At 63.1% G+C, this 12,533-nt stretch carries 11 protein-coding genes; 5 read left to right on the forward strand and 6 right to left on the reverse strand.

Translation table 11 applies throughout. The annotated features are described in order from the left end of the window. The first annotated feature begins 6 nt into the window (after window positions 1–6). Entirely contained in the window at window positions 7–510 is a 504-nt protein-coding gene (locus V5E97_RS37940) for a hypothetical protein (RefSeq protein WP_406696737.1), read from the forward strand. Next, window positions 510–1,580 carry a hypothetical protein gene (locus V5E97_RS37945; protein WP_406696738.1) on the forward strand — a complete coding sequence of 357 codons (1,071 nt, stop codon included), beginning with the start codon at window positions 510–512 and terminating at the stop codon, window positions 1,578–1,580. Before V5E97_RS37940 ends, V5E97_RS37945 begins: the two co-directional genes overlap by 1 nt. Window positions 1,581–1,937: 357 nt before the next feature. On the opposite strand, the gene V5E97_RS37950 is transcribed toward V5E97_RS37945, so the two are convergent. The 3 genes from V5E97_RS37950 to V5E97_RS37960 all read right to left on the reverse strand — a co-directional run bounded on the left by V5E97_RS37950 (window position 1,938) and on the right by V5E97_RS37960 (window position 5,190). Continuing rightward, on the reverse strand, window positions 1,938–2,897 hold the full coding sequence (locus tag V5E97_RS37950; RefSeq protein ID WP_406696739.1) for an alpha/beta hydrolase: 960 nt from the start codon (window positions 2,895–2,897) through the stop codon (window positions 1,938–1,940). Between the two features lie 73 nt (window positions 2,898–2,970). Next, entirely contained in the window at window positions 2,971–4,155 is a 1,185-nt protein-coding gene (locus V5E97_RS37955; RefSeq protein ID WP_406696740.1) for an AI-2E family transporter, read from the reverse strand. A 54-nt stretch (window positions 4,156–4,209) separates the two neighbouring features. Continuing rightward, entirely contained in the window at window positions 4,210–5,190 is a 981-nt protein-coding gene (locus V5E97_RS37960) for a hypothetical protein (protein WP_406696741.1), read from the reverse strand. Window positions 5,191–5,315: 125 nt separating this feature from the next. Here V5E97_RS37960 and V5E97_RS37965 point away from each other — a divergent pair, with 125 nt between their 5' ends. Next, on the forward strand, window positions 5,316–6,146 hold the full coding sequence (locus tag V5E97_RS37965; RefSeq protein ID WP_406696742.1) for a HEAT repeat domain-containing protein: 831 nt from the start codon (window positions 5,316–5,318) through the stop codon (window positions 6,144–6,146). A gap of 10 nt (window positions 6,147–6,156) precedes the next feature. Here the strand turns inward: V5E97_RS37965 and V5E97_RS37970 are convergent, their stop codons facing one another. Genes V5E97_RS37970 through V5E97_RS37980 form a run of 3 tightly spaced genes read right to left on the reverse strand, consistent with a single transcriptional unit; the run spans window position 6,157 to window position 8,996 of the window. Further along, a complete protein-coding gene (locus V5E97_RS37970) occupies window positions 6,157–7,266 on the reverse strand; it encodes an MlaD family protein (RefSeq protein ID WP_406696743.1) in 1,110 nt (369 codons plus the stop codon). Window positions 7,267–7,293: 27 nt separating this feature from the next. Then, window positions 7,294–8,148 (reverse strand): ABC transporter ATP-binding protein, encoded by an 855-nt coding sequence (locus V5E97_RS37975; protein ID WP_406696744.1) that lies wholly within the window; start codon window positions 8,146–8,148, stop codon window positions 7,294–7,296. After that, a complete protein-coding gene (locus V5E97_RS37980) occupies window positions 8,145–8,996 on the reverse strand; it encodes an MlaE family ABC transporter permease (protein ID WP_015245080.1) in 852 nt (283 codons plus the stop codon). Before V5E97_RS37980 ends, V5E97_RS37975 begins: the two co-directional genes overlap by 4 nt. A gap of 467 nt (window positions 8,997–9,463) precedes the next feature. Here V5E97_RS37980 and V5E97_RS37985 point away from each other — a divergent pair, with 467 nt between their 5' ends. Next, the gene (locus tag V5E97_RS37985; protein ID WP_406696745.1) at window positions 9,464–11,326 is read left to right on the forward strand and encodes a serine/threonine-protein kinase; all 1,863 of its coding nucleotides are present in this window, start codon (window positions 9,464–9,466) and stop codon (window positions 11,324–11,326) included. Beyond that, on the forward strand, window positions 11,323–12,486 hold the full coding sequence (locus tag V5E97_RS37990) for a hypothetical protein (protein WP_406696746.1): 1,164 nt from the start codon (window positions 11,323–11,325) through the stop codon (window positions 12,484–12,486). The genes V5E97_RS37985 and V5E97_RS37990 overlap by 4 nt, the downstream gene beginning before the upstream one ends. Window positions 12,487–12,533: the final 47 nt, after the last annotated feature.

Below are 12,533 nucleotides of genomic sequence, written 5' to 3' on the forward strand. Positions count from 1 at the left end.
CGCGCCATGGAGATGGTTGCCCACATCCGACGCCGCTTGGCCAACGCCCGAACCGTTCTGTTCGGTGCTCACGGCGAGATCACCCGACACGCCCAGGACCAGGGACAGAGCCGACAAAGCCTTTACCGCGACGCCGCCGCCGTCGTCGTTGCGGTCGAAGGGACGCTGACTCAACAGCGTCTCGAGGCGATCGAAGCTCGCCTGGCTGAGCAGACTGCCTTGCTGAAGCAGTTCGAGGCCCGACTGCAACGCGCCGTCGAGATCACCGCCGACATGCAAGCCGCGTTCGTCAGTAAGGCCCAGGCCGAAGGGGTCAGCCTCCCCGTCGCCCGTCGGCTCCTGGCCGTGATGCTGGGACCCAAGACGCCCAGCGTCGCGACCTTGGGCCGGGCCTCCGCCGCAGCGGCACGCCGCTCGCGTCAACTGCTCGAGGTGCTCGACGACGTCACGCGGCCCCGGGTCATGCAAGCGGCCGCCGATGAAATTTTTTCGGCCCGACCCCCGTCCTGATGACCGTCGAACCGGCGAGTCTCTGCTGGGTCACGGGCCTCATGACCGAGCGCCGCGATGGTCTGACGTGGGAGGCGAGCTTCGCCAAGCTCCCCGCCTTGCAGTACGTCGTCAGCGACGGTGGGACCGGCCTGCTCAAGGGGTTGGATCTGGTCCGGGCCGCGCGGCGGCGTGACGGTGAGACGCGACCGCTGGATCAATGCCTGGACGTCTTCCACACCGTCCGCGAGGGACGGCGCGCCCTGCGGTTGACCTGGCGGCGAGTCGCCAAAGTCATGGAGCAGGCCGTGGCTCAGGACCGGGTGGTCGCGCGCCGGGGACGGAACGGTCAGTCCTGCAAGGGCCATGGCGCCAGCGCGGCGGCGACCTGGAGTCGGGCCGAACGGATCTGGGATCAGGCGCTGGCCGTGGAGGCGGCCTGGGATCAGGCACGCGGGGCGTTGGAACTGTTCACCGCAGCGGGTCGGCTGCAGGATCGACCGCAGGCCGAGGCGATCCTGGCCGAGGCCCTCCCACGGCTGAGGGGAACGGAGTGGGCCAAAACCCGACGGCTGCTCAGCCGTCCCGAGTCCTTGGCCTTCCTGGATCGGGTGCAGGCGGGGTTGAGGGAATTGTCACTGGATCCCGCGGTCCTCGAAGCGATCCTCGAACTGGAGGGCCTGAGCCGCCAGCGCGATCGTTCGGCGGAGGATTCGGTAGCGGCCGCGGTGAGGCGGGGGCGAGTCCTGGTCCGCACGGTGCAGTTAGCCCGGGCTGATCCAGACTGGCCGGAGTCGGCGACGCGGGTCCGCCACGTGCTTCGCAACGCTTGGCGCGCCAGCAGCCTGGTCGAGTGCCTCAACAGTGTCGCGCGGATGCAGCAATCGCGGCACCGCCGGATGACACAAGGCCTGCTGGACCTGAAGCGACTGTACTGGAACCTTCGACGGTTCCGCACCGGCCGCCGACGTGACCAGACACCGTATGAGTTACTGGGGGTGGCGCTGCCCGCATTGGACTGGTGGGAGCTGCTCAAGCTATCACCTGAACAACTCCGCCAACATCTGTCCGCGCAAAGAGTTGGGGAATGAGAAAGTCCCCACCCTAGGGACTTTCTCAGCGAGGGTGGACAAGCGCGGACAGTTTCAGTAGTGGTCGCGTAGGCAGTAGGTGGCGCAGAAGTCCTTTTCCGGCAGAGCCTTGCTTCGGCTCCTCGGGCTGCCTTGGCCGCCCAAAGTGTCCGCGCTGTCCACTGGTCCTGGCATCGGCGGTGAGAAAGTCCCCCACCCTAGGGGAATCATTGGACCCACGATCACGACGCGGTCGCGGAAAAATGGGTTCGGCGAGGCTTACCGCGCCGCCTTGCGCAGGCCCATCTCATATGATACGTTTTACCCAACCCCCGGAATTCACGCGATTCGAGCGGCCTCAACGAAGGGGGCGACCGTTCAAGGAGCCTCGTCAACCGCGAAGAAATCCACGGTCTCACGGATGGCGGGGAGTAGAAATCCGACGGCCGAGTAGTGGCCGCAGTCAAACCACTCGATTCGTGGTCGACCCGCCGCCTCCCAGAGCGCCTTGGTTGATGCGGGGGGGATCACCTCATCGACATTTCCGGCCATCATGAAAAGGCGCTTGCCAATCAGGCGATGGGCGTAGGTGAGCGGGTCGAACGGGGTGGTCATGGTCTTGAAATCGGCCTGGGTTCGTCCCGATTTCAGCCAGAGGTCGCGATACTTGGCCGCCTCCGCCTCGGGCATCTCCCAGAGGATGCGTGCCAGGTCACCACCGGCGAGGAGGAGGGCCGCCTGCTTGATCGTGGGATCGATGGCGGCCGACAACGAGGCAACGATCCCCCCCAGGCTGATCCCGGTCACGCCCAATTGCTTCGAATCGACCTCGGGCCGACCCGCCAGCCAGGCCGTCGCGCGGCGGACGTCACACACGCCTTGTCGCATCGAGAGCAAGGATCGATCCATGTCGCCCGAGAGAAACCTCTTCTCGGTTCCAGCCGGCCGTCGCTCGCCGTAGTAAGGGAGTTTGACGAACAGCGAGGCCACACCGCGCTGGGCTAAGCGGGCCGCCAGGTAACGCGAGAGCGCGAAATCGGCCCCGAGGATATGCAAGACCACCACGGCCGGTCGTCGCACCGATCCCGCCGGACAAAAATACTCCGCATGAACCGTATTGTTTTCCGGGTCAGGGGTCGTGATCGGCGAGGGAAATCGAACGGCAAAAACCGAGTATGACGCCTCGGTCCGGATCAATTCGCGTTCATAAGGAAAGCGGGCCGCGGTGAGTCGGAAGAGTTCGGGTACGTCGGCCTCCGCCGACGTCGGCTGAAAGCTCGCTTCGCCCCGCTCCACTCCCCCCAGAGCGATCGTCAGGATCAGAAATAATCCGTTCATCCGAGGTCGGGCTCCGGTTGGTGAGGGTTCGAGCAGGTTCCACCCGGCGTGCGAGCGTCCTTGACTTTCCGCATCAACGGCGGCCGGCCGGGGCGGAAGCGCCTGGCATGATGACCTCCGTGGCCAGCGAAGTGGCACCGGAAGAGTCAGGTGCGGGAGTCGGTGGAAGCCCCAAGGTCGAGTCCTCTGCCTCGGGAGTCTTCCAGTCGAGGCTCATGAGCTCGGCCCATCGATTCAATTCGGGGACCGTCTGGAAGACCAGTTTCATCGTGACAGCAATCGGCATGGCGAGGATGAGACCGACGAGTCCCCAGAGGAAGCCCCAGAACAGACAGGCGATGAGCACCGTGGTCCCATTCATGTCGAGCGATCGGCCCATGACGAACGGGGTCACGATGTACCCCTCGATTCCGACGGCTGCGAGATAGACCGCCGCCACGATCAGGGCGTCGCCGATCGAGCCCGACTGACCGAGCGTGATCAAGGTGGGCAGGCCTCCCCCGATCATCTGGCCGACGTAAGGAATGAAGTTCATCAAGCCCGCGAACAGGCCTAACGCAAAGGGGAACTTCACATTCAGGCCCCAGAGCGACAGGGCCAACACGATCCCGAGCCCGAGGTTGATGATCGTTCGGGCCACCAGGTAGTTGCGAATCTGCCGGGTCAAGCGGCCGAGGATTCGGGCCGCCGCATTCGCATCGCCGGGAGTGGGCGCGAAGAAGCGGATCACCTTCGTCGTCAGCATATCGCTCTCGGCGAGCAGAAAGAGAACGAGGATCAGGATGAAGAACCCCTGGGCCACACGAATCGAGAGGTCCGCCAGCCCGATGCTCAAGGAGTCGATGACCATGGCTCGGTTCGCGTCACCAAGCAGGTCGATCGTCCCCGGCTCGGGCAAGATTCCCCGCATTGACGGGTGATCGCGAATCATGTCATTGATGCGATGACTGATTCGTCCGGAAAGCCGTTCGATGTCCGCGGGAAGCGTGTTGGCCGCCTGAACCAGGCTTTCCGCCGTCAGGCTCGCGACATACAGTCCGCAAAGCACGGTTAACAAGAAGAGAACGACCGCCGCTCCCGTCGGACTCAGCGGGAGCACGCGACGGAGCAGGTTTGTGACAGGGTGGAGCATGCATGCCAGCACCAGCGCCAGCGCAATCGGGATCAGGATTGCTTTGAGCAGATAGAGCGCGGCAATCACACCGAGAGTGGCCAGAACCACCAGGGAGGGACTGGTCAGTTTGGTGACTCGATCCACTCCAGCCTCCTCGACCGCCTGCGCATTCTGCTCACCATTCCACTCGATCCATCATCACTCGCCACCGCCAGGTTGGCAAGAGTCGGAAGGCCCGCTCGCCCGCGTCCGCTCGATCCGATCCGGGTCGGCGAAACGGCGGAGCAGCCCCTTCAGAGTCGTGTCCGCGGCCGGCAGCACCGCACTGACGTCCTCGTCACTCGCTCCTGAGACCGGAACGATTCCATCCCAGACTAATCGTAAGGGCCAGCCAAGTGTCTCCGCCGTCCGGTTGAATCGCTCCTGGAGCCGAAGGGCCCAGACCACGCCCCAATGGTCGCGAAACCAGAGCCAGGTCGAGTCGCGTCCCCGACGAGCCCGGTCGACCTGTTCCGCGCTCCGAAACGCCGTCCAGGCCGAGACCGCCAGGCTCCAGGGAATGACCGACCAGAGTCTGGCCCCGTAGTTTAACCTCAAGTCGCTTCGCGTGAGGGCGAAATACTCGCAGACGAACCCAAACCCGAGCCAGGCCGCCGCGCGCCCATAGCGTGTCGGCAGATAGTTCGTCACACCGGCGATGACCACAAGTGCGTAAAAGAGGCTCCAGGGAGCGTCGAGCCGCAAACGACTCAGGCCTTGCGCCTTCCGGGCCCACCCTGGTCCTTCGAGCCAAGGGATCAAGAAGACAAGTACCAGAAGCGCCATCAAGATCGCCCAGGCCCCACCGCCGGGCCGTCGCGCGTTCAAGACCGAGATCAAGGCCGCAAACGAAGCAAGCACCGAGAGATAGACGAGATGACCCGCCATCGGCCGACCCGAATCGAGCGACTCGATCCCGGCCACTCCCTGCGAGATCAGGCCGATGAGGAGCGCAAGACCGCCCCAGCTCACGGCAGGGCGAAGCTCCGTTCCTCGAGCGCCTCGCCAAGCCGCCATCCAGGGGATGAAAGCCGTTGCCAGTGCCAGTCCGACGCACGCAGGCGCCCACCCAGGCTCGAAGATCAGGGCCAGGCCCCCAAGCGCCAGGACGAGCGGGATCCCGATGCTCCTTGGGCTCAAGCGACTCGCTCCAGAGGAAATTGGGACAACCTTGGAAAAATAGCTAAGTTCATCGTCACCCTTCGAAACCAGCTTGTACACTAGTGTGTTCGGTCTTGATTTGCGATAGGAAGGGACGGGACACCATGTTGACGGCGACCATTGGAACCGCCTTGATCATTTGCCAGTCTGCGCTCGGCGGTCACGGCCATCATGGCTCGAAGGTTGAGGCTTGCGACAGCTGCGGCGAGAAAAGTGGAGTCATCCTCGCGACCGTCTCCCGGCTTCAAACGTCCCCGCGCTGGCGGGAGCGAGACGACGCCGCCAACGATCTTCGTGATTTCGATTGGCGGTGCCACCCTGAGATTGTCGGCGTCCTCGCGTTCACACTCTTGAACGACCCTGAGGAAGAGGTCCGAGAAGAGGCTGCCGAGTCGTTGGCCAAGATGGCCCCTTGCCTCCCGGTGGCCCACTCCGCGCTCAGCCAGGCCGCGGAGAACGACCGCGATTTTGCGACCAGGCACTGGGCTCGTAAAGGTTTAAAGGCGCTGCGCGGCCGCTGCGAAGGGACGTGTGAGGTCTGCGTGCCAGGCACGTCCGACGAAATCGTTCTCCCGACTTCAATCGTCGGCGAAACGTTCGCACCGGGCTTGCCGGTCATTCCTGGCAAGACCTTGGGAGTACCGCAGTTCGAGTCGAGCGTCGACTCATCCATCCCCCTCGCACCATTCCCGACGGACTCCCCGGCGGTCGAGTCCTCGCCCCTCGCACCGATCGAGGCCTCGCCGATTCCCCCGGTCGATTCGAACGACATGTCGCTCGAGCCGTTGCCGCTCGAGGCTCCCGGCCCGTCGGCCGCCAGGTCGGGCCCGAAAACGAGTCGGCCCGAGGAGACCAAGAAGGTGGCTCAGGCCCCGAGCCGGCGGCGATCCTTGCCTCGGTTCATGCGGATTCCGTCGTCCCTGCTGGATCGCTGATCAAGGCTGGTTACTGACGTTGCAAGGCTCCGCGAGTCATCGAGGATGGGTCGCGGGCCACTTTTTCGGCGAAGACGCGGAACGACGCCACGATCGGGCGAAGTGCGCCGAAGATTTCGATGGCCGTCACCGACATCTTGTTCAGGTTGTCGTGGAGCTCGCTCTCGAGGAGCAACTTCTGAATGCTCCCGTCCGGGTTCAGACGTCCCCGGCCATCATTCAGCGCCCTGGATAACAAGCTGAGATCGCTCGCGATCAAGTTGAGCCGGCGAAGGGTCACTCCGAACTCGGTCACGGGCACGGAATTGGCGGAGGCCCCAAGGTCTTTGAAGAGCGGCGAAGCGCTGGCCATGCTCGAATCGAACCGCGCAAAGCTCGAGGAGAAGCGGTCGATCCCCGTCTTCAAGGCCGCCTGAGTGGCCGGGTCGAGCGTCTCGTTCACCTTCTGCGAAACTTGCCGGAGATTTGCCACCGCCGGCTGGAACTCTTTCTCGTTCGACAGGATGAAGCGATCAATCCCGTCCGCCGCGGAAGCCACTCTTCGACCGGTCTGCGTCCAGATGTCGATGAATTCACCGATCTGCTCCGCGCTCTTGGTCATCTTGGCGATACCATTGGCGGCCAGGTCGATCGACTGCAACGTGGACCCCGCCTTCTCAAACGCCTTGGTCGCCGCGGCCAGCGCCTTGGACGGATCGGGGGCAATCGCGCCCTCGATGACCGGGGCACCGATGGGTGTCTTGGACATCGCGAGTAAACCAGGACCGGTCCCCGGTAACAGGTCGATCGTCACGTCACCGATCAGCGAGCGAGACAGGTGCGGAACCGTCCCTGACTTGATCTTGAATTTCTTCTCGAGCGAGAGGGTGACGAGCACGCCATCCGGCTTGTTCGGCCGCTCGTCGAAGACGATCGCCGTGACCACGCCCACGCGGATCCCGCTCTTGCGGACCGGAATCCCCTCGGCGACTCCCGGTGCCTCGGCATAGTGAACGACGACGTAGCCATGTTCGCGAAACAGTTGCGGAGATTCGCCGAACCAGACGATCAGCATGGTCAGGACCAACCCCGCCACGATGACAAACATCCCGATCCGGAACTGCATGACCCGTTCGTTCATGAACATCCTCTCTCGGGAAGCAAGCGGCTAGCTATTGCCTCGATTCTGGGCCATTTCTCGGAGGCGTTCGCCTGCCTCGCCCCGGACAAACTGCCGGACGCGCGCATCGGGGTGGTCTTCCAGAGCATCGGGGGGGCCATCATAAAGGATCTGCGACTCTCCGGCGGGGAGCCGAGCCAACGGATAAAGCATCACCACCCGGTCGGCCACCTTGAGGACCGTCTTCATGTCGTGGGTGACGACAATCCCGGTCGCCTTCTTGGTCACCGCCGTCTGGAGAATCAGTTCATTGATCACGTCGCTCATGATCGGATCGAGGCCGGTCGTCGGTTCGTCATAGAGCATGACCTCGGGGTCCAGCGCCAGGGCTCGGGCCATGCCCACCCGCTTTCTCTGGCCCCCGGAAAGCTCGGCCGGCTTCTTGTGCTCGAGACCGACTGGCAAACCGACTTCCTGTAATCGATCGGCGACGATCTTACTCAAAGTTTCTTCGTCGTAAAGGTTATGTTCGCGAGGCCCGAAGGCCACGTTGTCGTAGATTGTCAGACTGTCAAAGAGTGCGGCCATTTGGAAAAGGAAGCCGAACCGAAGCCTGGTCCTGGTCAATTCATGTTCGTCGAGCGTGGCCAGATCGCGGCCATCAAACTTGACGACGCCTCGAGTCGGACGCAGCAGACCGATCATCAGCTTGAGCAAGACCGTCTTACCGCACCCGCTCTCGCCGATCACACAGAGCGTCTGCCCCGACCGAACCCGCAGGGTGATATCACGCAAAACCGTCTGCTGACGGAATCGCATGGTCAGGCCAAGCATCTCGATGATCGCCTTGGAACCGCCCTGCGGCTGCAGTTGCGGCGGATGCTCAGTCCCGCCTCCGCTCATATCAGCCCCCCCGCTTGCGGCCAGATGGACCGGTAGACGGCGTTCCAGGCGATCCCGATCGTCAAGTCGAGGAACAGGATGGCGATGAACGAGTAAACGAATGCCTCGGTCGCAGCGCGTCCCACTCCCTCGGCGCCCGCTCGGGAATGAAATCCCCGATGGCAACTGATCAATGCAATCGCCGCGCCAAAGAAGAAGCTTTTGAAGACGCCGGCGAACAGGTCCATTCCCCCGACATATTCGCGTGAGTGTTGCCAGTAGGCAAACGAATCAACCGCGAGAAGCTGGGTACTGATCACCGCACCGCCGATGACCCCCATGAAGTCGGCCATGAGGGTCAGCAAGGGAATCAGGAGGAAGCAGGCGAGAAACCGGGGGACGACCAGGTAGTTGATCGGGTTGGTGCCAAGCGCCGAGAGGGCGTCGATCTGTTCGGTCACGCGCATCGTCCCGAGCTCGGCCGACATCGCCGAGCCGACGCGGCCCGCGAGCATCGTCGCCGCCAAGACCGGTCCCAGTTCCTTCACCAGCGAGATGTTGATCACCGAGCCGAGCCGAGTGGCCAGGCCCATCATCGCGAACTGGCTGTGGGCTTGCACCGCGAGGACCATGCCGATGAACGTTCCCGTAATTGCGACGACCGGCACACTTGAGACGCCGATCGCGTAAAAACTCGGGACGAGCGTCGACCACTTCGGCCTGCGTCGAAAGAGCCAGGAGATGGTGAGCGCCGAGAAGAGTCCGACGTCGCCAATGTCGGCGACCATGTCGAAAATCTGCTCGCCCACGCGATGGACGGGCGTCGCGTGAAACGCCGGATTTGAGGCGGGCGGCGAGGCGACGGCCATCCTGGGGACGCTCCTTCTGAAACCAATTCGCGAGTGGCTCAACTCGGGACGGATGAAAGGTGAGCGCGTCTGGTCGGCCGCGAAACTCCCTTCCCTGGGCGTTTAGGCCATTCTCGGCATTTGTTCGATTATTGGCAAGGCCGACTGCCATGCGAAGCTTCCCTTCCTCCCTCGGCTCTCGTCCAAGATCGCGAGGTGCTCAAATCAGGGGTGCCCCCCGGCTCGGGTGGCGCGTCTCTTGAGAAGCGTCCTTTATTTGCGGTATCCCGCCTCTTGGAACCGATGCAGGTCCTTTCGCGAGTGACTTCTTTCGCATAATATTGTCTGGATGAAAGACGGCAATCACGATCGAATGTGTTGCCGGGCCTGCAACCCGTTGGAATTTCCTCCGTCGGGCGGAGGGCGGCGATCGTGATGCATTTGGAAATCGACTGCGACGACAATCCCGATTCGGGAAGCACCGTCCCATGACCAAGTCACACGCATGTCCGGAATGCGGTGGGAGCCTCCCCCCCAACACGCCACAAGGGCTCTGCCCGAGATGCCTGTTGGGAGCGGCCATATCGGACACGATCTCCTATGCGCCCGGGGGTTCCACGCCGACCGGCAACCCGCAGACACCCGCTTGGCCCATGGACCTTGAAACCTTCCGGATCGCGGTCGTCGAACTCGGATTGATGGGGGCCGAAGAATTGGCGTCCTACGCCGCCGCGGCGTCCGTCGACGTTTCCGGTCTGGCCCGCGCCCTGGTCAGGGCCCGCAAGCTGACGCCCTACCAGGCGGGGGCCCTCACTCAGGGCAAGGGCCGGGGACTGCTCATCGGAAACTACCTCGTCCTGGAGAAACGCGGACAAGGGGGGATGGGGATCGTCTTCAAGGCACGGGATCGACGGACCGGTCGATTGGTCGCGCTCAAGATCCTGCCACCGTCGTTCGGACGCGATCCCGAGGCGGTGCAGCGGTTCCGTCGCGAGTTCAAGCTGGCAAGCCGCCTGAACCACCCCAACATCGTGGCCGCTCTGGATGCTGATGAGGATCGGGGGGTCCAGTTCCTCACCATGGACTACATTGAGGGACACGACCTCGACGACCTTGTTTCCGAGGTTGGTCCGCTGCCGATCAAGCTGGCGACCCACTGCCTGATTCAGGCCGCCAGTGGGCTGGAAGCCGCCCACGCCCAAGGAATTGTTCATCGCGACATTAAACCGAGCAACCTGATGCTCGACAGTTCGGGGGCGGTCCGGGTGCTCGACCTCGGTCTCGCCCGCGTGATGGAGGCTGCCAGCCCGATCGGCCAATCCGTGGACGGGTCTGGAGGCTTGACCCTGAGCGGTGCCTACATGGGGACCGTCGATTTCGTCGCCCCGGAACAGGCGGATAACTCGAAGAAGGCCAACCACCTGGCCGACATCTATAGCTTGGGTTGCACGATCCACTTTCTCCTGACGGGCCGGTCGCCGTTCGATGGCGACACCATGCTCAAGCGGCTCATGGCCCACCAAACTCGTCCGGCCCCGTCGCTCCGCGCCGCGAGGCCGGACGTGCCCGCTGCGCTCGAAGACGCGTATCAGGCGATGATGGCCAAACGACCGACCGATCGTCCCCCCTCCATGACGCGGGTCATCGCGATGCTCGAGGCCTGCCAGGCTTCGGCCAACGAGTCGAAGGAAGCCCGAGCGACCTTGAAGACGTTCGCCGGCACGGTGATGCAGCAGGCCAGCCCCAAACGCCAAGCTTGGGACGTGGAGTCCGCCAACTTCACCCGCCCAACGCTCAGGGATCATCCGAGACTCGATCCCCACCTGAATCTTGCGGATCTGGGGATCGATTTCCGCGACGACGAAGAAGAAAACGCTGGCCCCGCATACGAGGAGGTGGGACCGCCGAAGTTCCGACGGCTGGGGGCGATCGGAGAGCGCTTTCGACGTCAGCCGGCTGAGCTCGTCCTCTGGGCTTTCGCCCTGCTCGGATTCTGCGTCGCCGCCTCCATGCTCGTTCCTCGCCGGAGACTTGAGCCGCCAACGGTCCGGCAAGCCGAACCCAAGCCATGGGCCGTCGCCCAAGCGAAACCAGAGCCATGGGCGGCCCAACCGAAGTTTGAGGAAGCGATCGAGACGGAGTCTGCGCCCAACTCCGAGCCCAAAGTGAGCGTTCCCCACAAGACGCCACGACCAGTTCCGTACCTGCACGTGAAGCCAAAAATAAAGTGGAGACACAGGAAAGGCCCACCACGCCTCCCATTGAACCAACCGTTCTTGAAACCCCGGCGCCAGGCACCATCCTGTTCTCGGACGACTTCAGCGATCCGGCCAGTGGCTGGCCCCAGATGAGCGTGGAAGAGTTGGCCAAAAAGCAGGCCACGACCTACGGCTACGAGAATGGTGTCTGGTACAGCCAGTCTCGAGGCGTTGCCCAGTACGTCGGGAAGCCACTCGCTCCTCCGCTTCCCGAATTCGAGGCCGAGATCCAGGTGCGGGTCGTTGGGAAGGCGACGTTGAACCGCGGGTCGGCGGTGATCCACTTCTTCGCGGAAGAACCAGGGCAGACGATCGAGAACAGCAGACGCAGCTTCCAGGTCCGAATCGACGGCCAAGGCAAGCTCTACCTTGAAGCGCGAGAGAGCAAGGACAAACTCGAAGCCGTCGTGCCCTGGATGGGCCCGGTCACCCACCCTGCGATCAAGAAAGGGGGGGAGCTCAATTCGATCAAGTTCCGCGTCTTCAAGCACCAGTTGGAAATCTTCGTGAACTCAGAGAGCGTCTGCGAGCCGGTGGAATTCGACTGGAGCCTGATTCCCATGCGGCTCGGCTTCGGGAGCGAGTCCCAAGCCGGCGTCGTCCGCGTCGAATGGGATCGCGTGGAATTCCGCAAGCTCGATCCAAGCACCGCACCCGCCCTCCGACTCGGTCCCGTCTTTTATTCTGATGACTTTAATGATCCCACCAGCGGCTGGTCGCTCGACAGCACAGGCATGTGCAAACGCGAATACGACAACGGCCTCTTCTCGTTCTTGGCTCAGCGAGGTTGGGACGGTTCCTTCACCGCGGAGCGTGCCAGCAAGTTATTGCCACACAACTTTCAGGTCGAGGTTGTGGGCCGAATCCTCGCCGAAGCGCCGATCGTCAAGGGAGCATGGGGAGTCATCATCGGTCGCGAAGACGGTCGAGGCGTCGACATCAAGATTGACCGCAATGCCGTGCTGACCTTGGTCCCATCGTTCTGGGGCGCAGAGAAGTTTCCCAACGATCAACGAGTCGGCCCGATCGTCCATCCCGCCATTCGACCTGCCGATCAGTTCAACAAACTCACGGTCCGGGTCAAGAACCGGGAAGTCCAGATCTACGTCAATTCCGTCCGCGTCTGCGAACCCATCTCGATCGACTGGGACTTGCTCCCTGCCGCGGCCCACTTCAATTTACAAAAGCCCGATTCAGACACGCGATTACGCGTGGATTACGACCGGATCGAGCTCCGAGAGCTCGCACCGTGAACGGCGCCCCGTTCCTCGCGCGATGACTTCACGCACACGCCTGCGAA

Source organism: Singulisphaera photorubra (assembly GCF_045290345.1).
In the GTDB taxonomy this organism is placed as follows: domain Bacteria; phylum Planctomycetota; class Planctomycetia; order Isosphaerales; family Isosphaeraceae; genus Singulisphaera.